Annotated in this window: 23 protein-coding genes and 1 tRNA gene; 16 read left to right on the top strand and 8 right to left on the bottom strand. The window is 34.6% G+C overall.

The genetic code is table 11. The features are described from left to right. Positions 1-473 precede the first annotated feature (473 nt). Positions 474-1,181, bottom strand: coding sequence for a DUF4294 domain-containing protein (locus PSU83_RS07305; protein WP_300588389.1), 708 nt, complete (start codon positions 1,179-1,181; stop codon positions 474-476). An 82-nt stretch (positions 1,182-1,263) separates the two neighbouring features. Here PSU83_RS07305 and PSU83_RS07300 point away from each other — a divergent pair, with 82 nt between their 5' ends. Further along, positions 1,264-2,352 carry a M42 family metallopeptidase gene (locus tag PSU83_RS07300; RefSeq protein WP_300588387.1) on the top strand — a complete coding sequence of 363 codons (1,089 nt, stop codon included), beginning with the start codon at positions 1,264-1,266 and terminating at the stop codon, positions 2,350-2,352. Positions 2,353-2,421: 69 nt separating this feature from the next. On the opposite strand, the gene PSU83_RS07295 is transcribed toward PSU83_RS07300, so the two are convergent. The 5 genes from PSU83_RS07295 to PSU83_RS07275 all read right to left on the bottom strand — a co-directional run bounded on the left by PSU83_RS07295 (position 2,422) and on the right by PSU83_RS07275 (position 8,041). Further along, positions 2,422-2,886, bottom strand: coding sequence for a hypothetical protein (locus PSU83_RS07295; RefSeq protein ID WP_300588385.1), 465 nt, complete (start codon positions 2,884-2,886; stop codon positions 2,422-2,424). Between the two features lie 224 nt (positions 2,887-3,110). Beyond that, the gene (locus PSU83_RS07290) at positions 3,111-3,479 is read right to left on the bottom strand and encodes an ankyrin repeat domain-containing protein (protein WP_300588384.1); all 369 of its coding nucleotides are present in this window, start codon (positions 3,477-3,479) and stop codon (positions 3,111-3,113) included. Between the two features lie 159 nt (positions 3,480-3,638). Next, complete coding sequence (locus tag PSU83_RS07285; RefSeq protein WP_300588383.1) at positions 3,639-4,586, bottom strand: phosphoribosylaminoimidazolesuccinocarboxamide synthase; 948 nt, start codon at positions 4,584-4,586, stop codon at positions 3,639-3,641. Positions 4,587-4,654: 68 nt separating this feature from the next. Continuing rightward, positions 4,655-7,000, bottom strand: coding sequence for a prolyl oligopeptidase family serine peptidase (locus PSU83_RS07280; RefSeq protein WP_300588382.1), 2,346 nt, complete (start codon positions 6,998-7,000; stop codon positions 4,655-4,657). Positions 7,001-7,087: 87 nt separating this feature from the next. Continuing rightward, positions 7,088-8,041, bottom strand: a complete 954-nt coding sequence (locus PSU83_RS07275) for a PhoH family protein (protein WP_300588380.1) — start codon at positions 8,039-8,041, stop codon at positions 7,088-7,090. Positions 8,042-8,165: 124 nt separating this feature from the next. Here PSU83_RS07275 and PSU83_RS07270 point away from each other — a divergent pair, with 124 nt between their 5' ends. The 5 genes from PSU83_RS07270 to dnaN all read left to right on the top strand — a co-directional run bounded on the left by PSU83_RS07270 (position 8,166) and on the right by dnaN (position 13,223). Continuing rightward, positions 8,166-8,990 (top strand): SAM-dependent chlorinase/fluorinase, encoded by an 825-nt coding sequence (locus tag PSU83_RS07270; protein ID WP_300588378.1) that lies wholly within the window; start codon positions 8,166-8,168, stop codon positions 8,988-8,990. A 74-nt stretch (positions 8,991-9,064) separates the two neighbouring features. Further along, positions 9,065-9,361 carry an antibiotic biosynthesis monooxygenase family protein gene (locus PSU83_RS07265; RefSeq protein WP_300588376.1) on the top strand — a complete coding sequence of 99 codons (297 nt, stop codon included), beginning with the start codon at positions 9,065-9,067 and terminating at the stop codon, positions 9,359-9,361. 71 nt (positions 9,362-9,432) lie between these two features. Then, positions 9,433-10,158: a gliding motility-associated ABC transporter permease subunit GldF gene (gene gldF, locus PSU83_RS07260; protein WP_300588375.1), complete on the top strand. Its 726-nt coding sequence runs from the start codon at positions 9,433-9,435 to the stop codon at positions 10,156-10,158. Then, positions 10,158-11,960 carry a gliding motility-associated ABC transporter substrate-binding protein GldG gene (gldG, locus tag PSU83_RS07255; RefSeq protein ID WP_300588374.1) on the top strand — a complete coding sequence of 601 codons (1,803 nt, stop codon included), beginning with the start codon at positions 10,158-10,160 and terminating at the stop codon, positions 11,958-11,960. The genes gldF and gldG overlap by 1 nt, the downstream gene beginning before the upstream one ends. A gap of 144 nt (positions 11,961-12,104) precedes the next feature. Next, positions 12,105-13,223, top strand: coding sequence for a DNA polymerase III subunit beta (gene dnaN, locus PSU83_RS07250; protein WP_300588373.1), 1,119 nt, complete (start codon positions 12,105-12,107; stop codon positions 13,221-13,223). A 56-nt stretch (positions 13,224-13,279) separates the two neighbouring features. On the opposite strand, the gene PSU83_RS07245 is transcribed toward dnaN, so the two are convergent. After that, entirely contained in the window at positions 13,280-14,113 is an 834-nt protein-coding gene (locus PSU83_RS07245) for a universal stress protein (protein WP_300588372.1), read from the bottom strand. Positions 14,114-14,266: 153 nt separating this feature from the next. Between PSU83_RS07245 and mnmE the strand changes: the two genes are divergently transcribed. From mnmE to PSU83_RS07220, 5 genes are all read left to right on the top strand, one after another. After that, the gene (mnmE, locus tag PSU83_RS07240) at positions 14,267-15,667 is read left to right on the top strand and encodes a tRNA uridine-5-carboxymethylaminomethyl(34) synthesis GTPase MnmE (protein ID WP_300588371.1); all 1,401 of its coding nucleotides are present in this window, start codon (positions 14,267-14,269) and stop codon (positions 15,665-15,667) included. A gap of 239 nt (positions 15,668-15,906) precedes the next feature. Then, positions 15,907-16,644, top strand: coding sequence for a hypothetical protein (locus PSU83_RS07235; protein ID WP_300588370.1), 738 nt, complete (start codon positions 15,907-15,909; stop codon positions 16,642-16,644). Between the two features lie 194 nt (positions 16,645-16,838). Beyond that, entirely contained in the window at positions 16,839-17,087 is a 249-nt protein-coding gene (locus tag PSU83_RS07230; RefSeq protein WP_300588369.1) for a T9SS type A sorting domain-containing protein, read from the top strand. A 226-nt stretch (positions 17,088-17,313) separates the two neighbouring features. After that, complete coding sequence (locus PSU83_RS07225; RefSeq protein ID WP_300588368.1) at positions 17,314-19,281, top strand: PAS domain S-box protein; 1,968 nt, start codon at positions 17,314-17,316, stop codon at positions 19,279-19,281. Further along, complete coding sequence (locus PSU83_RS07220; RefSeq protein ID WP_300588367.1) at positions 19,278-19,658, top strand: response regulator; 381 nt, start codon at positions 19,278-19,280, stop codon at positions 19,656-19,658. The genes PSU83_RS07225 and PSU83_RS07220 overlap by 4 nt, the downstream gene beginning before the upstream one ends. A 5-nt stretch (positions 19,659-19,663) precedes the next feature. Here the strand turns inward: PSU83_RS07220 and PSU83_RS07215 are convergent, their stop codons facing one another. Then, entirely contained in the window at positions 19,664-21,607 is a 1,944-nt protein-coding gene (locus PSU83_RS07215) for an endonuclease (protein ID WP_300588366.1), read from the bottom strand. A gap of 206 nt (positions 21,608-21,813) precedes the next feature. Between PSU83_RS07215 and PSU83_RS07210 the strand changes: the two genes are divergently transcribed. The 5 genes from PSU83_RS07210 to PSU83_RS07190 all read left to right on the top strand — a co-directional run bounded on the left by PSU83_RS07210 (position 21,814) and on the right by PSU83_RS07190 (position 25,547). Then, on the top strand, positions 21,814-22,605 hold the full coding sequence (locus PSU83_RS07210; RefSeq protein WP_363319876.1) for a sulfite exporter TauE/SafE family protein: 792 nt from the start codon (positions 21,814-21,816) through the stop codon (positions 22,603-22,605). 63 nt (positions 22,606-22,668) lie between these two features. Beyond that, positions 22,669-24,081 (top strand): MBL fold metallo-hydrolase, encoded by a 1,413-nt coding sequence (locus PSU83_RS07205; protein WP_300588365.1) that lies wholly within the window; start codon positions 22,669-22,671, stop codon positions 24,079-24,081. 81 nt (positions 24,082-24,162) lie between these two features. Next, complete coding sequence (locus tag PSU83_RS07200) at positions 24,163-24,891, top strand: DUF4369 domain-containing protein (protein ID WP_300588364.1); 729 nt, start codon at positions 24,163-24,165, stop codon at positions 24,889-24,891. Next, complete coding sequence (locus tag PSU83_RS07195; protein ID WP_300588391.1) at positions 24,891-25,316, top strand: TlpA disulfide reductase family protein; 426 nt, start codon at positions 24,891-24,893, stop codon at positions 25,314-25,316. The genes PSU83_RS07200 and PSU83_RS07195 overlap by 1 nt, the downstream gene beginning before the upstream one ends. 150 nt (positions 25,317-25,466) lie before the next feature. After that, positions 25,467-25,547, top strand: a tRNA-Tyr gene (locus PSU83_RS07190). Positions 25,548-25,588: the final 41 nt, after the last annotated feature.

Raw genomic sequence — 25,588 nt, 5'->3', positions numbered from 1 at the left:
CCTAAAACTAGTTCAGATTAAATCGCTGCTCTTTCGGTTAGCGGGTGCAAAAGTAACTATCTTTTTTATTCTGGCAAGCTTTTTTGAAAATAATTTTTAAATTTATTTTTTTCTGCTCGTTTACCCAAAAATTCAATGAACTTAATCCCTTGCGGGGTGCAAATATAAAAACTAATACTCTTTCAAACCAAATAAAAACATACCTTTTTTATTCTTTTTTTTAATGTCTTGATAACACGGATTTTACATTGGGCGCTTTACATCATGCCCCCGTTATTCTACCAATATGTAATCCCTACGGGATTTTTGGAGGATGTTTATACGTCCTGATGAAGCCAAAAGTGGTCTTTAGCCCCGATAGTAGTGGCATCCTTTTTCCTTTTTTAAGGAAAAAGATACAGCGAATAGCGGGACAAAGCGTCATGAAGACGAGAATGGTTGTGCTGCTAAATAAAAAGAATGGAAAAATAAGACTACTGTTTGTCTGCTTTTTTTACCCAAAAATCGTACAATTCATCAATGTTTACTGGATTAGCTGATTTTTGGGCAGCAAGTCTACCTCTTGAGAAGGCTCCGTCGAGAATGGTTTCTATAAGGAAGTCTTCGTTAACTTCGTAGGGTGCGTATTTAGTTTTGAGATTAATGTCGAATAATTTGGCTGTGTTGTTGGACCAGAATGCTTTCCAACCGCTTTTATAATCTTTGATTAGTTCGAATGTCGTAAAGCCAGTTTGGCGATGGATGAGTTTGATTAATATTTGCCCTTGTTTTCGGGAAAGTTTTTTTAATTGACCAGTAAATTCGTTCTCCATATAATCTTCGACAATTTTGAAGTATTTCTTTTTTTCTTTGTTGGTCTTCATTTTGTCCATGTTTTTATTGAGGACCATTAATCTATCGGCGGCTGTTTTTGCTATTGGATATACTTTATAGACTCTGTTTTGAAGTAATTGAAACGCTTTCTTTTCTTCGGTAGTAAGTTTTTGCTTGTAGATAAAAACTTCTTCCAATGCAACAACAGTATCTTTTGATTCTATGTCAAGATCTCTTTTTACAAGTGAATCGTTCGTGACTTGGGCATTTGAAATTGCTGAAAAACAAATAAATAAAAAGAAATAAAGGAACTTTTTACTTATGATTTTAAAATTGAATTTTGGGCATTCGTGAATCTTTGATTTCATCGATTGGAATTATTAGGGTAAAAATATATAATATCCATAACAACTCTAATGCCAAATTTATATTTTAGCAAAAAAAATATTTATGGCAACAAAATCTATACTTACGAAATCATCGCTTTCTTTTTTAGAAACTTACTTAAATAATGCTTCTCCCACCGGATATGAATCGAATGGACAAAAGATTTGGATGGACTATTTGAAACCTTATGTTGACACTTTTATTACGGATACTTATGGTTCGGCTGTTGGGGTTATAAATCCCGATGCGAAATACAGAGTGGTTATTGAAGGCCATTCGGATGAAATTTCTTGGTATGTAAATTACATTACCGATAACGGACTTATCTATGTAATTCGAAATGGTGGTTCTGATCATCAAATTGCACCTTCAAAGCGAGTTAATATCCATACAAAAAAAGGAATTGTGAAAGGCGTTTTTGGGTGGCCAGCGATTCATACTAGAAATCGTGGTAAGGAAGAATCGGCTAGTTTAAGCAATATATTTATTGATTGTGGCTGTTCTACAAAAGAAGAAGTGGAGAAATTGGGTATTCATGTAGGTTGTGTTATTACGTATCCAGATGAATTTATGATTTTGAACGGCGATAAATTTGTTTGCCGTGCGATTGATAATAGAATGGGTGGTTTTATGATTGCTGAAGTAGCTCGACTTTTGAAAGAAAACAAGAAGAAATTGCCTTTTGGACTTTATATTACGAATTCGGTTCAGGAGGAAATTGGACTTCGCGGTGCCGAAATGATCACTAATACGATTAAACCCAATGTCGCTATTGTAACAGATGTTTGTCACGACACTACTACTCCAATGATCGAAAAGAAAATTGAAGGTGATTTACAAATGGGTAAAGGACCAGTGATTGCTTATGCTCCTGCGGTTCACAACACTTTGAGAGATTTAATTGTCGATACGGCTGAAGCCAATAAGATTCCGTTTCAAAGACACGCGACTTCAAGAGCAACCGGAACTGACACTGATGCTTTTGCTTACAGTAATGGCGGCGTTGCTTCAGCTTTGATTTCGTTACCTTTGCGTTATATGCACACAACCGTGGAAATGGTTCATAGAGATGATGTTGAAAATGTGATTAAACTGATATACGAAACGCTACTAAAAATAGAAAACAACGATAGTTTTTCTTATTTCAAATAAAACAAAAAGCATCCCAATTGGGATGCTTTTTTACTTTCGCATGGCTGCGAAAGCCAATCAACCTAAAACTTATAATTTTATATCTGCAGTGATTGCCTCGTGGTGAGCTGCTTTAATTCTTTTAAGATTGTAATTTATTTTTTCAAAATCCAAAGGACAAGTGACATTTGAAATAGTACTCTCAATAATTTGATTGTCTTCTGCGATTCGGTTTTCAACTGTAAAATCTACTGTAAGAGGTTGAGCTTCTGCTTCTGTGTTTTGGGTAACCAAATTGTTTTCGGCAATTAATTCCTCTGTTGTTTTAACATAAACTGTTGTGATTACTGAACTTGGATTGAAGATCACTGTTTCAGTTCCTATTGTACTTCTTGAACTGTCTGCAAAAACCATTAGGCTTTCTTGTTGATTGTTGTCTACACTAATTGTAGCAAATTCTTGTTGGTCTAAACTGTCTAATTTAAACGCGTTAGCTGCATTAGAAGTATTAAAACTTAAAGCAACTAGTCCTAAAAAAATGATTGATGATTTCATGATGATTTTGATTTTATGATGATTTTGATTTTATGATGATTGATGTTTTACTATTGATATTGTGATTAATATCCTATGCAAATATATGGCTAAAAACTAATACCTTGTTTTGCATAGTACTTAAATTTAAGATATATTTAACATTTTGATTGTTTTTACTGATTGTAATAAATAAAAAAGCGCCGTTTAACTTTAAACGACGCTTTTAAGATTTTTACTTTAGCTTATTTCAAACAGGTAACGGCATCCTGAGATTTTGAAAACTCTGCATAGTTTAATGCTGTATTTCCTTTTTCATCTTTAAGTTGTTTGTCTGCTCCTTTTTCTACTAGATATTTTATGATTTCTACTTTGTTGTAACGGGCTGCAAACATTAATGGAGTTAGTCCATTTGATTTTTCGTTAACATCGGAACCGTATTCAATAAACTTTTTAACGGTTTCGAGATCGCCTTTCATAATTGCGGAACACAAAGGAGTGTTTTCGTAGTTTGCAATTTCAATTGAAGTTGCACTAGCTGAAACAGTGGCTGCTTCGGCTACATTTGTAAAAGCTACAAGAGCTAATCCTAGGATAATGATTGATTTTTTCATGATGATTGTGATTTAAATATTTATGATTAAAGGATAAGACTCTTTAGATTATAATTCGTTACAAAAAAAAGTTACTATTCTAATTATTTTTTTAGCTAGTACAAAGAACAAAAAAACCATGCAAAAGCATGGTTAGTAAATCTTTATTTGATTGTTATCTTATTTATTTAGAAAACTCAAAACATTCTTTTCGATTCGTTCGTTAATATTAGTGATATCTGCTTTTACAAATTTTTCGCCTAATATGTTTTCGTATAATTCAATATAGCGCTCAGAAACCGTTTCAATATAGTCATCACTCATATCTGGAATTTGTTGACCCTCTTTTCCTTGAAAACCGTTTTCTATTAACCAACGACGTACAAATTCTTTCGACAATTGTTTTTGTTCTTCTCCACTATCTTGTCTATTTTGATAACCATCCGCGTAGAAATAACGGGAAGAATCGGGTGTGTGGATTTCGTCAATAAGGACAATGATTCCGTCTTTGGTTTTCCCAAATTCGTATTTGGTATCCACCAATATCAATCCTTTACTTGCTGCGATTTCTGTTCCTCGCAGGTATAAAGCTCTGGTATATTTTTCTAAAACAAGATAATCTTCTTCTGCAACTATTGCGTTAGCCAAAATAGCTTCCCGTGAAATGTCTTCATCATGGGAGCCATTATCGGCTTTGGTTGTTGGAGTAATAATAGGTGTTGGAAATTTATCGTTTTCTTTTAAACCTTCCGCCATTGTTACACCGCAGATCGTTCTTTTTCCGAGAGCATATTCGCGAGCAGCATGACCAGAAAGATAGCCTCGAATCACCATTTCGACTTTAAAAGGTTCACAAAGATGTCCGACAGCTACGTTTGGATCGGGAGTTGCGATAAGCCAATTTGGTACGATATCTTGTGTCAAATGCATGAACTTAGTAGCAATTTGATTTAGGATTTGACCTTTGTACGGAATCCCTTTAGGCAATACGACATCAAAAGCAGATAATCTATCGGTAGCAATCATTACCAATAATTCGTCGTTGATGTTATAGACTTCGCGGACTTTGCCACGATAAACTGATTTTTGTCCAGGAAACTGGAAATTAGTTGTAGTTAGTGTATTCATTATGTTGTGTTCCTTTGACAAGCTCAGGATAAATTATTGTTGTGGCTGTAAATGTACTTATTAATAAATTATTTGTCCAATAAATAGGTATTGAAATGTTCCAATATTCGACCATATTCATCAACCCAAGAATAGGTTTCTTTAAAACCATGTGGTTCTACAGGATACGAAGCCAAGCTCCAGCTTTTCTTCCCAAATTCGATAAAACGTTGCGAAATACGAACGATATCTTTGTATTCCACATTGTCATCCACCATTCCGTGAAGCATTAATAAATGACCTTGCAACTTATCCGCATAATATATAGGGGAGGATTTTGTGAAAGCATCGGGATCCGTTTCTGGGAAATTCAGAATATTACCCGTGTATTCGTGGTTATAATGTGCCCAATCGGTAACAGAACGAATTGCGCAACCCACTTTGAAATCGTTCGGCGCAGTCATTAAGGCCATCAATGTTATAAATCCGCCATAAGAGCCACCATAGATTCCAACTTTATTTGGATTAATACCATATTTGTTGACCAATACATTCTTACCATCGACTTGATCTGATAAATCTTTGCCGCCCATGAATCGGTAAATTCCAATACGATGATCGCGTCCGTAACCTTCACTAGCTCTATAATCAACATCAAGCACCGTATAACCCAAATCAGTTAACATATTATGGAACATATATTCGCGCATGTAACCGCTCCAATAATTGTGTGCATTTTGTAAATATCCGGCACCGTGCACAAAAATTACGGCTGCTCCATTTTTAACTTTAGCTTCCGGAACATAAATTCTAGCATTGACATTAGCTCCATCTTGCGCTTTAAAAGTGATTACCTCGGGCGCTCTCCAATTGTATTTTTTAAATTCTTCCGATTGCGATTGCGTAATTTGGGTCACCGTAGTGTTCGCTTTGTTATCCGCTACATACAATTCCCAAGGTTTATTTTTATAGGAATAACGAACTAACAAAGACTTTTCGTCTGGAGAAAGTTTCACCTCAGAATAGCCTTCTTTTACCAGAATTGGCTCCATTTTCCCACCGGAAACCGATAGTTTATAGAATTCTCTGTTTCCTGGATGTGTGGTATTTGTGGTTAAATAGAATGCTTTTTTATCGTTGGACAAAACAACCTTATGCACTTCCCAATTTCCGAATGTGAGTTGTTTTTTTGATTTGGAAATCAAATTATAGGTATATAAATGAGAATATCCCGTTGCTTCTGATTGGAAATAAATCGTTTGATTATCCGCTAAAAAGCCTAAAGTTCCCACTTCAAACGAATAGGCTGGAATTTCTGGCCCACCAATCCAAGCTTCATCGTGTTGGTGCTCTAATTCGGTAAAACTGCCCTCTTCTTGATTGAGACTTATCAACCATCGGTCTTTATTGTCCTGACTTCTGATATCTGCTACAGCATACTTTCCGTCTGTCGAAAAAACAACTTGATTCACGCAAACCGCTCTTTCCGTTGCTTCTTTTTTATTCAATTCAGGATACAATTCGTAATATTTCGGTTTGTCTTTACTATGACTCAATTTAGAAAAATCAACGAAATAAGCCGTATCTTTTAAGGTATTGTAGATTCCAAATTTAGTTTTGAAAAAGTTACTCGTAGATACTTTCGTTTTTACTTCTCTTGACCTATTGTACCCGTCGGAAGTAATAAAATCTTCCATGATTTCGCTTTTGTTTTCCGATGCTTCGAATAACGTAAAAGCTACAGAAGTCCCTTTTGGGTTTACCGTCAAATTGAGAAAATCGGCTTTATCAGAATATACCGCTTTTGGAAAATCAGCTTTAACCAATTTCGCTTTAGCCTCATACCATTTCTTTTTCGCTTCTTGATCGCGGATGTATTGGAATAATTCTTTTTGCTGCTTGTCTAAAAAGTTGTCTTCAACAGGTTTATCTTTTTCTTTTCCTTTTTTGAAATTCGTAAGCTGCATTACGCTCGCTTCATTAGTATTGAACTGGAAAATATTATTATTTTGTTCAAAGAAAACGATCCCTTTTTCTGACCCAACTTGCAAATTACTTATTGGCACACTCTGCTGAAAAAGTGTTACTGTTTTTGCTGATTTTACGTTGTACGAATACAAAGCCCCATTATCAACATAGTAGAAAATCGACTTATCTGAATTTGGAATGTAAGTTTGCTGCGAAAGATTAATTTCATTTCCGGTAACCAACTCGGGCGTTTTCATTCCTTTTTTCCAATAATAGGTGCTAGAGCCCCATTCTTTTTTTGGATTCCAGTCAAAATAAATTATCTGTCCGTCTAATGACCATCGCGAATTTTCGGGTTGGTATCCTATAAAGCCATCACCTTTCATGATGTCTTCCAGTTTTAAAGTTTGTGCTTGAGTTGCAATTGTAGAAAACAAAAACAGCAGTAGGAATGATTTTAGTCTCATTATATTTTGGTTAGGCTGCAAATATAATTGAAAAACCTGTCAGGTTTTTTCACTTGACAGGTTTAACATTTCAAAAATTCGTTAATTTTAGTAATCGTTATTCTCAATGCTTTTGTAGGCATCGATAACTTTTTTCACTAAACGGTGACGCACGATGTCTTTATCATCAAGGTAGATAATTCCAATACCTTCAACATCTTTCAAAATCAAAACGGCTTCTTTCAATCCGGAAATTGATCTTCGAGGCAAATCTACTTGTCCAGGATCTCCAGTAATAATGAACTTCGCATTTTTACCCATACGAGTTAGGAACATTTTCATCTGCGAATGCGTTGTGTTTTGGGCTTCATCCAGAATTACGAAAGCATGATCTAAAGTTCGTCCTCGCATAAAAGCCAAAGGTGCGATTTGTATAATTCCTTTAAGAAGATAATCTTCGAGCGTTTGTGGCGGTAACATATCGCGCAAAGCATCATATAACGGTTGCATATACGGATCTAATTTCTCTTTCATATCTCCCGGAAGAAAACCTAGATTTTCGCCAGCTTCCACCGCAGGACGTGTTAGAATAATTCTTTTTACTTGTTTTTCCTTTAGCGCTTTTACTGCTAATGCCACTCCTGTATAGGTTTTTCCTGTTCCGGCTGGACCGACAGCAAAAACCATATCGTTCTTGGCTACATATTCCACAAGCTTTTGTTGGTTAGGCGTAATGGCTTTAATCAGCTTTCCTCCTATTCCGTGCACTAAAATTTTATCACTATCCGGCATACGCTGTTCTTCCTGAGAATTACTGTGTATGACTCGGTCAATAACGTTATCATCAATATTGTTGTAACGCGTAAAGTGCAACATCAGGCGGTTGAAGCGTTTTTCGAACTCATCGAGTTCAGCTTTTTCACCATATGCCTTTAGTGTTGTGCCACGAGCGACAATTTTGAGTTTAGGATAATACCTTTTAATAGTTTCAAGATGAGCATCTTGAGCGCCCCAAAATTCTTTTGGTGCGATGTCGTGTAATTCAATGATACGTTCGTTCAAAAGCGTGAGTATTAAATTAAAATAATTCGCTATATATTATTAGCTTTGTACCCAAATTTACACAATTAAAAGAATAGGTTTTACTATTTTTAGAACCGATTTTCATTCAAGTTATAAACAATTTATGTCAATAATTACCTTAACAACCGATTACGGATTAAAAGACCACTTTGTTGGTGCTTTAAAAGGTAAATTGCTATCAGAGTTTCCTGAAGCCACTATTATTGATATTTCCCATAATATTGATCCTTTTAATGCTGCTGAAGCGGCGTATATAATAGGAGCTGCATATTTGAGCTTTCCGAAAGGAACAGTTCACTTAATAGGTGTTGATATAGAACGAAATACCGAAAATCAACATATTGCGATGGAGTGGAATAACCACTACTTTGTTTGTGCTGATAACGGGATTCTAAGCATACTAATCCAGAAAATTATTCCGGAGAAAATTTTTTCTATCAATATCCATGATCGTTTACCAGATGATGCTACCGATTTGGATGTGTTTGTAAAAGTGGCGTGCCATTTGGCCAAAGGCGGTTTGCCGAACGTTATTGGAAAAGAAATCAAAAACATAAAAGAAGTGACAGAATTGCAAGCCGTTATATTGGAAAACCAAATTAAAGGCTATGTAATTTATATCGATCATTTGGGCAATGCGGTGACTAATATTTCGAAAAAGACATTTTTTGAAATGGGTAGAAGCCGACCATATATTGTACAATACAGAAACCAAACGATTAAAACCATCTTATCTAAATATTCGGATGTTGGAATTTCTGAAAAATATCCCTTAAAGTATTATGAAGGCGAAAAACTGGCACTTTTCAACGAAGCTGGATTTTTAGAGATTGCAATTTTCAGAAGTAATCCAGAAACGGTTGGTTCAGCCGCAAGTTTATTGGGACTGAATTATAGAGATGTGGTGATAATAGATTTTGGAAATTAGAATAAGGGAAAAGGGATAAGTTAAAAGTTATAAGAATAATATGTTTATACGAATAATATGTTTATACGAATAATATGTTTATACGAATAGTAAAAATGAGTTTTCACGAAGAGCATATTCCTAAGTTTTTAGCGAATTTTGACGTAATGAAAGAAAAAATTCGCGGTTCTGAAGGGAATCGTTTTTTGGAATTGTATCAGGACAAAAATAATCCGTGTATTTTCTTTACCTATAGTTATTGGGAAACCGAAGACGATTTGGAAAATTACCGTCAATCTGAATTGTTTTATGACGTTTGGACGTTTACCAAAAAACTATTTAATGAGAAACCAGAAGCTTGGAGCGTGGATAAGTTAGTTTCACTGCCTTGATATTTTAAATTTTGAATTATAAATTTTAAATTAGGATTTGCTAAAAAGCAATAATCGATAAATAATCATAAATGAAATCAATAGCGTTACGTGAAATAAAATCCTTCTTTGGTTCGCCGATTGGTTACCTAGTGATTGGATTGTTTTTGTTACTCAACGGTTTATTCCTTTGGGTTTTTGATGGCGAATACAATATTTTACAAAGTGGTTTTGCCGATTTGAGTCCGTTTTTTACTTTGGCGCCATGGATTTTTATTTTCCTTATTCCGGCAGTGACGATGCGCAGTTTTTCGGATGAGAAAAAGCAAGGTACCATTGAACTATTATTAACCAAACCGTTATCGCTTTGGCAAATCGTAAATGGAAAATTTCTCGGTTCGTTTGTACTAATCGTTATGGCTCTCATTCCAACCTTAGTCTACGTTTATGTGATTTCAAGTTTGGGATTGCAACAAGGTAATATTGATCTGGGACAAACTATGGGTTCTTATTTTGGATTACTTTTCTTGGTTGGAGCTTACACTTCCATCGGGATTTTTACTTCTACTTTATCAGAAAATCAAATTGTAGCCTTCTTACTTTCGGTATTTTTCTGTTTCTTATTTTACTTCGGATTTGAAGGCCTTTCTACTTATGCTAAAGAATTTGAAAATGCCGTATCCCGAATCGGAATGGAGTATCATTATAAAAGTATGTCGCGAGGCGTTTTGGACACACGTGATATTTTATATTTTGTTACTGTTTCGTTCCTGTTTTTATCGTTCACTGTTTTTAAACTTAAATCCTTAAAATCGTAATGAGCGCTACTACCAACAACTTAAAAAAAATAGGATTAACTATAGGGATTATAGTGATTTTAAACCTAATGGGTCATTTTGTATTCAAGCGTTTTGACCTTACTGCTGATAAAAGATATACGCTTTCGCAAACCTCATTAAAGATTGTGAGCGATGTCAAAGAACCTTTATATATCGATGTGTTTTTGGAAGGAAATTTTCCGGGAGAATTCAAGAAATTACAAACCGAAACCCAACAATTATTAGAAGAATTCAAATCACAAAATTCTAATATTATTTTTAGATTCATTAATCCGTTGAGTGATGATGAAGGGGATAATTATACCAAACGTGAGATCATTTATTCTTTATACAAATTAGAAAATAAAGTTACAGATTCTGCTCAAGCAAAAGAGATTAAAGCCAGCATTGAAAAAGTAGCCGATTTAAATGATGCCGTAAAAAATTCATTTATTGGCAACACCATGATGCCCGTCAGCGTTACTTTATCGGATAAAGGAAAACAAACACAAGCCATAGTTTTACCATGGGCAATTGCTACTAGCGGTGATCGTTCTGTTAAAGTGCCGTTGTTAAAAAATATGATGGGCGCTTCTACTTCTGAAAAAGTAGTAAGTTCTGTTCAGCATTTAGAATATGCTTTCGCAAATGCTATTAATGCTGTTACGCAGAAAAATCAGAAAAAAGTAATTATCATTCAAGGTAACGGGGAATTGAAAGACCGTTATATGGCTGATTTTATTAAATCGGTAAAGGAAAATTATTTTATTGCGCCGTTTCCATTGGATTCGATAAACCAAAACCCAACGGCTGGTTTAAAGTATCTGAAAAAATATGATTTGGCTATTATTGCTAAACCAACCCAAGCTTTCTCTGACGAGCAAAAACAAGTATTGGACCAATATGTTATCAGTGGCGGAAAAACCATTTGGCTCGTGGATCAAGTCAATATGGAAATGGACAGCTTGTATAATGATACGGGAGCCAATCTAGCATTTCCAAGAGATTTGAACTTGAATGATATGTTCTTCAAATATGGCGTTCGGATGCATCCTGAAATAATCAAAGATTTATTGGCCACACCTATTGTATTAGAAACCGGCGAACCAGGAAGTGGCACGCAACGCGTTCAGTTGCCTTGGTATTTTTCACCGATGATTTATCCTCCGCAAGATTCGAAACATCCTATTACCACAAATTTAGATGCGATTAAATTTCAATTTGCAAGTCCGATTGAACTCCTAAAAAATGATATTAAAAAAACGGTTTTACTACAATCGTCACAATATTCAAAACTTATTGGAACGCCAGCAGAGATTAGCTTAAGAATGGCATCAGAAGAATTGGGTCCGAAAGATTTTGTGGGCGGAGGGAATTATCCGGTTTCTGTTTTATTGGAAGGACAGTTTCATTCGGTTTATGAAAATAGAATTTTAGCCTTTAAAGATCCGGCATTTAAAAATTCAGGTAAAGCAAACAAGATGATCGTGATTTCTGATGGTGATGTGGTTAAAAATCAATTAGACAAAAATCAAAGAGCGGTTGAACTAGGTTTAGACCAGCGAACGGGCGTTTTATATGCCAATAAGGAATTCATGATGAATTGTGTGAATTACTTACTGGATGATAGCGGACTTATTAACATTAGAAGCAAGGAAGTGAATATACCGCTTTTAGACAAACAAAAAGTCATAGAAAATTACACGCAATCCCAAGTGATAACTGTTGCAGCACCAATAGTTATACTGATATTGTTTGGCGTTTTATTTACCATTTTACGCAAGCGTAAATACAGCAAATAAGTGTTAATAAAAAACTTTTTGAAATCTCCTAGTTTAAGATATATTTGTAAAAAATAAATTAGGATGAAATGCATCAAATGCGGTTCATCATTAAAGTGGATTCAATGGATATTCCATCATCCAAAAAATAAATAAAAAATTCAGATGAAATTTATAGTATCGAGTTCATACTTATTAAAACAACTTCAAGTTTTAGGTAGCGTTATCAACAGCAGTAACACGTTGCCAATTTTAGACAACTTCTTATTTGAGTTAGATCACAAAAACTTAACCGTTTCGGCTTCTGATTTAGAGACTACCATGTCGGCTACTTTAGAAATTGATTCAACGAGCAAAGGAAGCGTTGCTGTTCCGGCGAAATTGTTGTTAGACATCCTGAAAACATTTCCAGAGCAACCCTTGACCTTTACGGTAGAAGAAAATAGTACGATTGAAATCAGTTCTAATTCGGGTAAATATGCTATTGCTTATGCTCCAGGCGAAGAATTTCCTAAATCGGTAAACTTAGACAATCCATCATCAACGGTAATTCCTTCTGAGGTTTTAGCAACAGCCATTAGCAAAACGATTTTTGCAGCAGGAAACGATGATTTGCGTCCGGTAATGAGTGGAGTGTTTTTCCAATTTTCTCCAGAAGGTTTGATATTTGTTGCCACGGATGCTCATAAATTAGTAAAATATGCACGTGCCGATGTCAAAGCTTCGCAAGTAGCTGATTTTATTATGCCAAAGAAACCTTTGAACATTTTGAAGAGCATTTTAGGAACTTCTGATGCTGATGTTACTATCGAATACAATGATTCAAATGCGACTTTCTCTTTTGAAAGTTATATTTTGACTTGCCGTTTAATTGATGGAAAATATCCAAATTACGAAGCGGTAATTCCAAAAGAAAATCCAAACAAATTAATGATTAACAGAGTTTTATTGTTGAATTCTGTACGTCGTGTTGCGATTTTCTCTAACAAAACGACACACCAAATTCGTTTAAAAATTGCGGGTGCCGAATTGAATATTTCTGCGGAAGATATTGATTACTCTAACAAAGCGGAAGAGCGTTTGACCTGTGATTACCAAGGTGATGATATGCAAATTGGGTTCAACTCAAGATTCTTATCGGAGATGTTGACTAATTTAACTTCTGACGAAATCATGTTGGAAATGTCGATGCCAAACCGCGCTGGAATTCTTACTCCAATTGATGGTTTAGACGAAGGCGAAACGGTTACTATGCTTGTAATGCCAGTAATGTTGAATAACTAAATATAAACTAACCTTTATACCCAGAACCGTAATTTTGAAAAAAGTTGCGGTTTTTTTTATTCATGTAACGCCAAAATTGGGGTTTTTAAATAATAGGATAAGTGCTGCGTTGTTGTTGTTGTAAAAAGCTCTACAAAGAAATTTCGTTTATACGTTAATATTGCAAGCAAGTCAATGTCTTGCCCTAATAGAAAATCCTCGATCGTTTCTTTAACATTTTCATTTGGAATGATAAAAAATTGTAGTCTTTTCTCATCTTCAAAATGAGATTGCCATCTTTTTATTGTTTCGTCAGTCACATCAGATGCAGCCGTTTTAACATAAAGACATTTAACTTGGGCATCCATTTTTCGAGCAAACAATAAGACTTTAACCAGCGCTTCGATGTCTTTTTTTCTAAATCGAGTCGTGAATGCAATAGTTTGCACTTTTTGGAATTTTGACTCTACAGGAATACTTAAGACCGGAACCGCAACATCTGAAATTACAGCACCAGCATTAGTTCCAAGAAAAGAATCGAACCAATTTTTTACGCCATTAGTTCCCATAATCACGAAATCAATGTTTTCTTGTTGGATCACTTTCTTTATGTTGTAAATCAAATCACCATCCATCAAAATATGATTCATGACAATATGTTCTAAATTTCTCTCTTGCATCAGCGCCCGAAGTTTTTGAATTTCGTCTCTAAAATGCTCAAAATTTGCCATTTGAAGATCGTCATAGATTGTGGCATAATTTAAGGGCATGGCTTCACTTTCGACAATTGGCAAATCAAATGTATGCAACAAAACCAACTTTGATTTAAATAATTTTGCCATCTCAAGCGCATAAATAAAAGCATTATCTGATGCTTCAGAAAAGTCTATAGGAAAAAGTATTTTTTTCATTTCAATTGATTTTATACTTCCAAAATTAGCTAAAAAACATCAGAATAAAAATGATGAATATCAGGAAAATAAATATTTCCATCTTATTTGAAGTTCTGTTTACTTTTAAAATTATTACTAATCTCTTTTCTTAACTTTGCAAAAAATTTAGGAATGATTTCACAAGAAACTATTGTAGCCTTAGCTTCACCATCAGGCGCTGGTGCGATTGCTGTTCTCCGTCTTTCAGGCACAAATGCCTTGACCATAGCTGAACAAGTTTTTCAATCGGTATCTGGCAAGGCCATTTCTAAACAAAAAACGCACACCATTCATCTTGGACATATTATAGATAATGGAAAAGTATTTGATCAGGTTTTGCTTTCGATATTTAAAAATCCACAGTCATATACTGGCGAAGATGTTGTCGAGATTTCTTGTCATGGTTCGACTTACATTCAGCAACAGATTATTCAATTGTTATTGCGAAAAGGCTGTCGAATGGCACAAGCTGGAGAATTTACACTTAGAGCATTCTTGAATGGGAAATTGGATTTATCACAAGCTGAAGCTGTAGCCGATTTAATTTCGTCAGATAATGAAGCGAGTCATCAAATAGCAATGCAGCAAATGCGTGGTGGTTTTTCGAATGAGATTTCTAAACTACGGGGGGAACTATTGAATTTTGCTTCGTTAATCGAACTCGAATTGGACTTTGCGGAAGAAGATGTAGAATTTGCAGACCGAACCCAATTCAATGAATTATTGACACGTATCGAATTCGTCCTAAAAAGATTGATTGATTCCTTTGCTGTTGGAAATGTCATTAAAAATGGTATTCCGGTAGCCATTGTGGGTGAACCCAATGTTGGAAAATCTACATTATTAAATGCATTGCTAAACGAAGAAAGAGCCATTGTTTCCGAAATTGCGGGAACAACTCGCGATACAATTGAAGATGAATTGGTTATTGGTGGCATTGGGTTTCGATTTATCGATACGGCTGGAATAAGAGAAACCAAGGATGTGATAGAAAGCATCGGAATCAAAAAAACTTTTGAAAAAATTGAGCAAGCGCAGGTTGTAATTCTTTTGTTAGATGCAAAAGAATTACAAGTTTCAGGTTTAATGTTTCACGTTGAAATAGAGAAAATTAAGAATAAATTTCCTCAAAAACCACTTTTAGTTATCATCAATAAAGTAGATTTACTTTCGAAAGAAGAAGTAAATGCAATACGCCAACAACTTGAAACCTTAAACCTGAAACTTGAAACAATCAGTGCAAAGCAAAAAACAGGAATCGACGAATTAAAAAACACCTTACTATCCTTTGTAAACACTGGCGCTTTGCGCAATAACGAGACCATCGTAACCAACACGCGTCATTATGATTCGTTATTAAAAGCATTGGAAGAAATACAGAAAGTAAAATTCGGACTGCAATCAGGATTACCCTCTGACTTGATGGCCATAGATATCAAGCAAGCCTTATACTATTTTGGCGAGATTACTGGCGAAGTTACTAACGATGAATTGCTAGGTAATATTTTTGCCAATTTCTGTATCGGCAAATAGTTTTAGCCGCTCCTTTCTCAGGCCTACTTACCCTAAACTGTTTACCTGAAAGCTATAGATATGTTCTAAGTGATACTATAATGATACTATAGTGAGTCTATAGTGACTCTATAAAAACTGGTATTTTTATAAAATGATTATAGTATCATTATTCATTTATTATATATTTAACTAGAATCAAGTACGACTCAGATAAGAAATTTGTATTTTTATACTATTGAATTGCAAATAGTTATAATATGGCACGCATAGACAATAAAAAGAATTTCAGAGGCACTATTGGGAATGTAGTATTTAGAACTTTAGACGGTAAACAGATTGTACAGTCTAAAGCGGCACGTCGTAAACAGACAAAAGCCACTAAAATCAGTGGCTCCGAATTTAGGCAATGCAGCACTTGGGCAAAGCAATTGCGATTGGGGTTAGGTTCTTTTTTGGTAGGCCTAAACGACAGTTATATGTACCGTCGCTTCGCAGGCGCGTTTTATAAAGCACTTCAAACCAACAATCAACTGCCCAAAGGAGAACGAAATCCGTTTAATAGTACTATGGGGAGTTTGGCCGGATTTGAGTTTAACAACCACTCTCCTTTTACCACTTATTTCACACCGCCTATTACTGCTGTACTTAACAATGAGCGGAAATTGGTTTTTACCATCCCTGCATTTACGACGCAAACAGAGCTGCAATTCCCCGAAAATGTGCATAAAGCAGAATTAGTATTGTATGCATACTCTACCAACTTAGGCGATAATGCAACTATAGCAGAAGATTATACTATTATCCCATTTGACCAAAACTCGCCTAGCCAAAATGAAACTACCTGGACCAGTTTACCCTTGCCCGAAGGTTCTTTCACACTGGTATGTGCCAAGATCATGTATTACCGTATGAATACCTTCTCTGTCAAAAATTATGTAAATACCCTCAAGCTAAACCCTGCAGTGATAGTGGCAACTTTTGGGGATAACGGATAAGAAATCACAAGGGCTATAACTACAGGTATTCTCAAAATCCTTAGGCATTTACGGAACATGCTTCGACTGGTATTACTAATTCTCCAACGGTAACATTTAATGCTACCACTGGAACTACTTATAGTATTTTATTTTCATCTTATTCTGCAGCACAATTTGGTACTTATACAATTACTACAACTTGTACTCCTGAATTGGGTATTGGCGAAGTGACTCTTGATAAGAAATTGACCATTGCTCCAAATCCTTTCACAGATTTCATCACAATTTCTGATGTTAAAGATGTAGTTTCAATAGCTGTAATAGACCTTTCTGGTAGATTAGTAAAAACTATCAAACCAGCAAGTCAAATAGATCTTAGCGATTTAAGATCAGCTATGTATTTAATTAATTTAAAAATGAACGATGGATCTTTTCAAATAATAAAATCTATCAAACGATAATAAATTAACAAATTTTAATTTTTATAAAGAGTGGCAGAAATGTCGCTCTTTTTTGTATACTCTATTTTAAGTATTTAAACTTAATTGTTCTATTTCAAAAACATTTGATCAAAACTACATCTAGCGCAGCAATTTATGTTTAGACCAAAGTGAAAATACAATTTAATATTATTTTTTTCTATATCTTTATAAATCTACTTTTGATTATTTAAAATCAGCAGAAGCAATGAGTTTCAAGAAAAATTGGAAAAGTGTATCACAATGGTTTCTAACTAGACCAAATACTACTGGGATTTTGGTATTTTTTCTATTTCTGCTATTAGTAAGCTTTTTGGTAAAACTCCGATACAATGCAGTAAGAGACAATCAGCACCGTGAAATGTCAAACATTCTTAATGTTGTGCAGTATAACTTTGAGCAAATTCTAAAAAGTAGCTATGCGACTACCCTAACATTGGCACTGACTGTGAATGACGATGGTGTTCCGGAAAATTTTGATGAAATTGCTCCTCATTTGGTTAACAACAATCCAAATATTGATGCCGTACAACTTGTTCCAAATGGCGTCATTAAATATGTTTATCCCTTAAAAGGGAATGAAGCCGTATTAAACTACGATATATTAAATACTCCTGATGCAAAAGTAGAGGCGCTTAAGTCAATTAAAACAAAAATGATGTATTTTGCCGGACCATTCCATCTGAAACAAGGCGGAGTTGTTGCTGTAGGCCGTTTACCGATTTTCAAGAAGGGGAAATTTTGGGGTTTTGCGAGCGTTATTATCCGTCTGAAAACCTTAATAAAACTCTCAGGGATTGGCTCTATTGATGATTCTAAATATTATTTTCAGTTTTCAAAAATTAAGCCGGCAACTAACAAAGAGGAATTTTTTCTTAGTACAAAGGAAGATTTTTCGAATAAGTATTTTCAGAGTGTTACCATTCCCGATGGGGATTGGAAGCTTTATATAATTGCTAGAGATAAAAACGCTTTATTTTATCAACTGATAACGTCAAGTGTTTTAGGATTTTTATTTTCATTGTTTTGCGGACTTTGGGTTGCTTCCATCATGAAAAAACCTGCGCGTTTACAATTGTTGGTTCATAACCAAGCAGAAAAAATAGTAGATAGTGAACGAGAATTTAAAGCAATATTTGATCAATCTCCAATTGGAATTGCCCGAATTGAAACTGGTACGGGAAAATTTGTTTCGGTAAATCCTGAATTTTGTAAAATCATTGGGTACACTGAACACGAAATAGCAGACATGAACTTTCAGTCTATAACACATCCCGATTATTTAGAAGAAAACATAGATTCTATGAAAAAACTTAAAAATGGAGTCATTAATGCATTAGATTTCGAAAAAAGATACATCCATAAATCAGGAAAAACGGTTTGGGTGAATCTTATTATATCTGGGATTGGAAAAATCGGAGACAAACCAACCAATCATATTGCAATTGTTGAAGACATTACAGAGAAAAAAAGAGCTGAACAAGAATTAAAACAATCTTTTGATTTGGTTTCAGATCAAAACAAAAGGTTACTGAATTTTTCATATATCGTTTCACATAACCTTCGATCGCACACCAGCAATATTGAAACAATTTCTAATTTTTTAGAAACTGCAGAAACGAAAGAAGAACGCGATGAAATGATTGATCTACTAAAAAAAGTTTCACAATCCCTAAATGAAACCATGACCAACTTAAATGAAGTAGTAAGTATAAGAACCAACATTAATTTGAGTAGTGAACCTCTTAATCTAAAAGAATATATAAATAAAACGAAACTAATTTTAAGCCAACAAATTGAGGCTAAACAGGTTAAAATTGAAAATTTAGTTGCAGCATCAATCATGGTTAATTACAATACTGCTTATCTTGAAAGTATTCTATTTAATCTTATTTCCAATGCTATAAGATATAGTCGAAGCGACGTAATTCCGGAAATAAAGATTACTTTCGACAGTAAAACCAGTACATTGAAAGTTCAGGATAATGGAATTGGAATTGATTTAAAGAAAAACGGCGAAAAGATGTTTGGGATGTACAAGACTTTCAATAACAACCCAGATTCAAAAGGAATTGGCTTGTTTATTGTAAAAAATCAAATAGACGCTATGGGCGGTTCAATTACTGTGGATAGCATGTTGGGGAAAGGAACTACCTTTACAATCTCTTTCAAATGAATAAAAAAGTAATTTGTATCATTGATGATGATCCTATTTATCAAATTTTGATAAATAAAATTATTGCTATGTCCAAAACGGAATGTGAACTTATACGTTTTAAAAACGGAAAGGAAGCTTTGGATTATTTTACTTTGGATACCCTAAAAAATTTACCTGACATCATTCTACTCGACTTGGAAATGCCCATAATGGACGGCTGGGATTTCATGACTGAAATTGACAAAATTTTTACAGACCAAACTGATATTTATATCGTCAGCTCTTCTATTGCTTATGAAGACAAGGAAAAAGCCAAAACATTCTCTAAGGTTAAAGGTTATTTTTCAAAACCAATTGATTCGAATAAAATACTAGAAATCACTAAACAACTTTAGAAAAACTATTCTATTATCACTTTTTTAGTTGTTGTAAATCCATCACTAGTTATTTTTGCCAAATAAATTCCAGAAGATAAATTAAAATTCAATCGTGCTTCTCCAGCAAAATTTTCTTGAAAAACTTTTTGTCCAAGTGCTGAATAAATTTCAATTGTAGCCTCACTTGTAATTCCGGAAACGGTGAAATAATCTTTTGCAGGGTTTGGATACAAAACAATTTTAGCAGTATCAAAACTACTATTAGATAATGCTGAAGACCAAGTTTGTCCATAATTATTCCCAAAAACATAGTCCGCTAATAATGGATAATCAATAAACGGATTTCGGTTCATCTGCCAAGTATAGATGTAGTTATTTCTGTTCATTTCAAAATCATCTCTTGTATCTGTTTGATTCCATGTCAGAAGTGTAGATAAATCACCCAACTGTCCAATAATATTATCATTTGGATTACCATTTACCACATTTAATCCGTTGTAACGAACCGCCATATAAAAAACAGCACGAGCGACATCACCTTTCCATGTTGACGTAGGATTTGCGGATGGTCCGTTATACTCAGTTCCGTAATTTTTGTTATTTCTCGATGAGTTTTCCTGACCATCAACCGCTCTCAAATGATGCGCATCAGATAATCCTGCAGCAATATCATCTGGTCCTGTTGGTACCCAAACATTGATTCCGTCTGGAGGAAAATTATAAAAATCGCCATAATTACCTCTAGATTGAGGATATATGTGTTCTCTATTCCATTTACCAATAATACTATTCTCTGTTTGGTAATCAATTTTGGATCGAGGCTGTTCTGTGTAAATCAACCAAACCTGATTGCTGTTTTCGGGGTTTTGATCCGCTGTTTTTAATATGGAAATAATATCACCGTAAGTATGCGCTCGAACAACATTTGGATTGGCAATAATATCTTGAATTGCCTGCTTCAATGTAGCACCCGATTTTCCTTCTAAGGAATCATAATAGCCTATCGGCGCAGTGCTGGTTACATTCCCATAAGTTGGATTTGCTGGAGTTCCAAAAGGCAAAACTGAAAAATTAACATCATTAACGCGCACTATATTATTATTATTAAGAATAATATACTCAGATGGAACAGTGCCAATTTTAATTAGCATTTCTTCATCACCATCATTGATTCCGTCATTCAAAAGTTGAATTACAGTGGAAGCAGAAGAAGCGCCACTTGGAATAGTAACATTGAGATTTCCTATATAATCAGACGTATTGAAAGAGTTATTAGTAAGGTTTACTGTAAAATTTAAATTTGATGTTACAGGCGTATCCGTACTAAAAGTAATGGTAAGATTTTGCCCTTCACTAATTGGGCTAGAAGGACTAAATGTGGTTGTTATTCCGTCATAAATAATTCCTGAACCATCATTAGTAGTTCTAGGTGTTGGTGCTTTAACTTCATAAGTACCGTCGGATTTTCTTTGAATAGATTGAGTTGCTGCAGCGCCGTTACTATTTTCGTTATAACTTACGCTTACTCCAAAATCGGTCATCAATGTACTGGCAAGCGACGTTCCGTTATTACTATAAACTAGTGCAGTGATTAGATTAGTATTGGTTGATACTGTTCCAATTGGAAAATCAACAGCATCTCCTGCATAAATCGCGACAGCATCCGGGCCATTTTGTATTACATTATTAGGTAATATAAAAGAACCCGAAGGAATTACTTGGGCATTAGCCAAAAGTATAATACCATTGCCATCGGTAGTCAACCCATCCAAATCGACAGCATAATAGCTCAAATTGCCACTACCCGATCCTCCATTAAAAAAAACGACCGAGTAACCATCAAGTGCAAAAAATGGCGTTGTTGATTTTAATTCGATAAATTCTTTGACATCTGTAGACGGAGTATCTGCATCGATTTCATTAATTACGATCTGGGCGTTACTCACAAAAAAGCAAGCAAACGCCATAAGGCATAGTATTTTTTTAAGCATCATTCAAATAATTGTGGATAACAAAGATATTTATATGAATTGTAAAATGAAACATAAGTCAAGTAATTAACTATAATGCGACTTTTAAATGCATTTACTAAAGAAAAAACTTTAAAAACCATGCGTTATTGAACACTAACATTATATTTTTTTCTATTTTTACCACACATATTTTAATATCTGTGACTGAATTAATTGGTTATACCGCCGCTTTGATTATAGGAGTAGTATTGGGAATTACAGGCGGGGGTGGTTCTATTCTAACGGTTCCTGTTTTGGTTTATATTCTCAATTATAATCCAATAATTGCTACTGCTTATTCCCTATTCATTGTTGGAACCACAGCGGGATTTGGAACAATTCAAAACTTCAAAAAAGGATTAGTTGTGCCAAAAACGGCTCTGCTATTTGCCATTCCTTCCGTTATTGGTGTTTACTTAACAAGGAAGTTTATAGTTCCGGGCATTCCAGATGTTGTGTTTTATTTTGGTTCACTTCAATTATCAAAAGCCACTTTTTTGATGCTGCTTTTTGCAATCGTAATGTTCATGACGGCGTATTCAATGCTAAAAACGCAACGAGAAGAAGACCTAATTGACTTTAAACTTAAATCTCTGGTTTTGGTCAACATCAAATTATTTTTTGTTGGGATTTTAATTGGATTAATTGGTGCAGGTGGCGGATTTTTAATTGTTCCAGTCCTGTTGAAATTTGCTAAATTACCCATGAGAAAAGCGATTGGGACTTCCTTATTAATCATAACCGTTAATTCCTTACTTGGTTTTACAGGTGATATCCAAAACTTAAGCATTGATTGGATATTTTTACTTTCGTTCAGTTTAATTTCAATAATTGGAATTTTTATACGATTGTATATTCAGAATTTTATCAATGAAAAGCATCTAAAAAAAGTATTTGGTGTTTTAGTTTTGATGATGTCAATGTTTATAGTATACAAAGAGCTTTTTTCATAAAGTATTCTAAATTCATGCCCAATTATTGTAGGTAATTTTTAATTTTGCTTAAATTTTTTACTAATGAAAATCGAACAAATTTACACGGGATGCATTGCCCAAGCAGCCTATTATCTTGAGAGTAACGGCGAAGCTGCAATCTTCGATCCACTGCGTGAGGTACAGCCTTACTTAGATCGTGCCCAAAGAGACAATGCTCAAATAAAATATATTTTTGAAACCCATTTTCATGCCGATTTTGTTTCGGGTCACTTGGACTTGGCTACCAAAAGTGGTGGTAAAATTGTTTATGGTCCGACCGCCAAGCCTGAATTTGATGCTATAATTGCTGAAGACAATCAGGAGTTTAAAGTGGGTAATTATACCGTAAAAGCAATCCACTCTCCAGGTCACACTATGGAAAGTACTTGCTACCTTCTCATGGATGAAAACGGAAATAATTACGGAATCATTACCGGCGATACTTTATTTATTGGTGATGTAGGTCGTCCCGATTTAGCGCAAGCAATGTCAGATGACTTGACACAAGAAAAATTAGCTTCTTATCTCTTTGATTCGTTGCGAAATAAAATCATGCCTTTAGCTGATGATTTGATAGTTTATCCAAGTCACGGAGCCGGAAGTGCTTGTGGTAAAAACATGAGTAAGGAAACTACAGACACTTTGGGTAATCAAAAAAGAACCAATTATGCTTTACGAGCCGACATGACCAAAGAGGAATTTACAAAAGAAGTACTAGATGGTTTAGGACTTCCACCAGCTTATTTTCCTCAAAATGTGATGATGAACATTCAGGGATATGAAAGTTTGGAAAATATAATTGAAAAAAGTAACATTGGGCTTGCGCCTAAAGAATTTGAAGCAGTTGCTAATCAAGGCGATGTTGTTGTTTTGGATGTTAGAAACGAAGATGACTTTATAAATTCACATATTCCGAATTCAATCTTTATTGGTATTCAGGGAAATTTTGCACCGTGGGTTGGTTCCTTATTAAGAGATGTAAATCAAAAAATTCTGCTCGTTACACCTGAAGGAAGAGAAGAAGAAACCATCACCAGATTATCACGCGTAGGCTTTGATCGGGTCTTAGGATATTTAAAAAATGGCATTGAAGCTTGGAAAAAGGAAGGTTTTGAAACCGAATCTATACATTCTATTTCACCAGAAGATTTTGCGAAACAACTCACTTCAGACAGTATCGTTATAGATGCCAGAAAACCAACTGAATTTATGGCTGAACATGTAAAAAATGCAGTGAATCTTCCATTAGACACCTTAAATGAAAATTTTCAAAGAGTACCGAAAGGAGCTGATTTTTTCCTCCATTGTGCTGGTGGTTACCGATCTGTAATTATGGCATCTATTTTAAAATCGAGAGGAATTCATAATTTCATCAACATTGAAAAAGGAATCAATGGAATCAAACAAACCAACGTAATTTGCACACAATTTGAATGTCCTTCAAACAAAAAATAAATCACAAAAAAAATCAAATAACTACTTGTACAAGTAGCAAATTAAATACATTTGCATTCGTTAAAAATTTAAAACAAAAAAATGAAAAAAATAATTCTTTTAGTAGCCGTAGCAACAGCACTTTATTCTTGTAATAAATTGGCCGAAGGTGAATATGAAATTACAGGAACTGTAAAAGGGATGAAGACTGGTTTAGTTTACTTAGAGAAACAAAATCCAATGGCAATGGGCTCAACGGCAATTGATACTGTTAAAATTGTTGATGGAAAATTTGAAATTAAAGGAAAAACTACCGAACCGGAAATTCATTTTATACAAATAGATAAAGTGAATGGTAAAGTTCCTTTCATTCTTGAAGGTGGAAAAATTACGGTTACTGTCGACAAAGACAGTCTTTTCAAATCTAAATTAGGTGGAACTTACAGCAATGAAGAATTCAGTAAATTTAATGATGAGTCTAATAAAATTCAAAAAAGACTTCAGAAAACAGTAATGGATTTTCAAATGAAAAATATGGCTGTAATGAATGAGGCGCAACAAAAAAGCGATACTGTAACAATGAACAGAATCAAAAAAGAGTATGATTTGCTTCAGAAAGACCTAACTGACTACACTTTTAATTACCCAAAATCGCATCCAAAATCTTTTATTAGTGTTTTGATAACGCAAATGATGCTTGGAACTCCAAAATTTGAGAAAGAGGTACCTGCGCTTTACAATTCTCTTGATGAGTCATTGAAAAAGACAAAACCAGGTAAAGCTATTAAGACAAGCATTGACGGAGCAAAAAAAAAGCCCGAAGTAAAGTAATTACTGTCGGTGATCCTGCTCCCAATTTTAAAGCTTCAACTCCTGATGGAAAAGTGGTTTCTTTGAAAGAAGGCTTAGGAAAAGTTACTTTAATAGATTTTTGGGCTTCGTGGTGTGAACCTTGCAGAGAGGAGAACCCAAGTGTGGTTGCACTTTATGCTGAATTGCATAGCAAAGGTCTAAATATTATAAGTGTTTCACTTGACGATGATGCCAACAAATGGAAAGCAGCAATTGCTGAAGACAAGTTAAGCTGGACGCAGGTTTCTAATTTAAAAGAAATGCAGGATCCAATAGCTTTACAATATGGAGTTACGCAGATACCAACCACTATTTTGATTGATGCTAGTGGAAAAATTGTAGCTCGAGATTTATTTGGTGAAGATTTGAAAGAGAAAATTCAAGAACTTTTAGATATAAAGTAGAAAATCCTACCATGATCTATGAAAAATCTCCTTTGGGATATTTTTTTATTTTACTTAAAACCAAAACGTTGAAAAAAGGTTTGCGATTTAGTCGTTTTTTTATTTGCTAAGCTGAAAAGTGTTTTTATATTTGCACTCGCGTAAGCAAGGGGGGAGATACTCAAGCGGCCAACGAGGGCAGACTGTAAATCTGCTGTGTGAACTTCGCAGGTTCGAATCCTGCTCTCCCCACAAAAAAACCGATTAGGAAACTAATCGGTTTTTTATTTTGT

It is taken from the genome of Flavobacterium sp., from assembly GCF_029945805.1.
Taxonomy (GTDB): domain Bacteria; phylum Bacteroidota; class Bacteroidia; order Flavobacteriales; family Flavobacteriaceae; genus Flavobacterium.
This window is presented reverse-complemented; position numbering and strand designations above follow the sequence as displayed.